The sequence below is a fragment of the Bradyrhizobium sp. WYCCWR 12699 genome (assembly GCF_032144035.1).
Taxonomy (GTDB): Bacteria; Pseudomonadota; Alphaproteobacteria; order Rhizobiales; family Xanthobacteraceae; genus Bradyrhizobium.
The window spans coordinates 1-1,466 of sequence record NZ_JAVTJN010000028.1 but is presented as its reverse complement, the minus strand read 5'-3'; the positions used below and the strand labels follow the sequence as shown (position 1 = coordinate 1,466).

Genomic DNA, 1,466 nt, shown 5'->3' with positions numbered 1-1,466 from the left:
CATGATGGAGCTGCAGGTTCATCTCCATCAGAGCCTTTTGCATATGTTGGATATGGGCGGCAGCATATTCCACGAGCCGCTCGCGCTGGCGTAGATAGGCTCGCAACGTTGCGATCTCGGCATCGGGTCGGAAGCTGCCCCGTAACAGGCCATAGGAGTGGAGCTGGCGTAACCAAGCGGCATCGCTGAGATCGGTTTTACGGCCAGGTACATTCTTGGCGTACCGCGCGTTGACCAGAATGACCTCAAACCCGCGCTGTTCTAAGATCTCGTAGACTGGGATCCAATAGACCCCAGTGGATTCCATCGCGACACTGGTCACGCCGCACATCTTGAACCAGTCCGCCAGTTCATGCAGGTCTTGCGTGAATGTGCCGAATGCACGCACTGGCTTGTCGGTGCAGGCCGGGTTTACCGCGGCCATGTGCATCTTTGATCCGATATCGATAGGGCCGCGCCGAGGTTGACCAGCTTTAGGTCCGGGCCGCGGTCGGTTGTCCTGTTAGGCATCGCAACTCCTCCGTCCGATGATGGGCTGGAGGGTCAGGGCTATGCCAATTTGTCATCTTCCTAATCGGGATCGCCGTCGAAACGGCGTCACCACTCTCAAGTCCGCATGCGCCCATGGACCACGTTTTTTAACGGGGACAGCGCCTCCAATAAGCTGACGGCCGCTACCCTCCGAGCTAAAGGATAGCACAAGGCTGTTTCTATTCCGCGCAGGCGCGCCACGACGCTGGACAGTTTTTTAAAATGTCGCGCTCCATGCGCAGCCGTTCGTTCTCCTGACGTAGGCGGGCGATCTCCGAAGCCTGGTCCGCCGGCATCGGCGTCGCCTGCGTGGTGGGTCGCCACGCCGCCGATCCCGGCTCCTGCCGGAGCTTATCTACCCACCGTCGCAGCACCGAATCCCGCAGACCGAGCTCCTTAGCAACCGACCCGATCGAGCGACCGCTCGACGCGACCAGTTCGGCGGCCCGACGCTTGTAATCCTCGGTAAACGACCGACGTTGACGTTCCATTCGACACCTCCGGGCTCAACGAGCCTACTACAGGTGTCCACTCATTCGGAGGAGGTTCAGTGTCCACCTATTTTGGTGGACACCTCATGCATCACGGCACTCAAAAGCAAAAGGTGCGGAGAAATTCGCGCTTACCATAAGACGACCGTTGTCACCGCGTATTGAAGTGTTCGCTGGCGCAGGTCGCAAGCGGTGGCCGGATGAATTGAAGGCACAGATTGCCGCGGAAAGCCTCGAGCTGGGGGCGGTTGTCACAGACGTCGCCCGTCGCCATGGCTGCCGGCCCCAGCATGCGTAATCCGATGCAAGCCGGCCACTGATTGAACGAACCCGCTACGCGGCAGTAGGGGGCAAACCTGCTGAACTGAGGTGTCCTGTCTGAGAGGATGTTGGTCTTCGCACCACCCCTCTCAAGACAGGAGACCCAGATGGCTACGATGAGCC

3 protein-coding genes are annotated in these 1,466 nt (G+C 59.5%); 1 reads left to right on the top strand and 2 read right to left on the bottom strand.

Translation table 11 applies throughout. The features are described 5' to 3' along the window. Nucleotides 1-424 (bottom strand): transposase (locus RPS27_RS10535; protein ID WP_409517547.1); only part of this gene is annotated, 424 nt, incomplete at its 3' end. Nucleotides 425-710: 286 nt separating this feature from the next. Next, nucleotides 711-1,022: a transposase gene (locus RPS27_RS10530; RefSeq protein ID WP_128929863.1), complete on the bottom strand. Its 312-nt coding sequence runs from the start codon at nt 1,020-1,022 to the stop codon at nt 711-713. Nucleotides 1,023-1,188: 166 nt separating this feature from the next. On the opposite strand from RPS27_RS10530, the gene RPS27_RS10525 reads away from it, so the two are divergent. Further along, nucleotides 1,189-1,320, top strand: coding sequence for a transposase (locus RPS27_RS10525; protein WP_371746382.1), 132 nt, complete (start codon nt 1,189-1,191; stop codon nt 1,318-1,320). Nucleotides 1,321-1,466: the final 146 nt, after the last annotated feature.

What these genes read in the sequence shown, in the direction of transcription:
- RPS27_RS10530 (WP_128929863.1), bottom strand. Translation starts at nt 1,022, where the DNA reads ATGGAACGTCAACGTCGGTCGTTTACCGAGGATTACAAGCGTCGGGCC.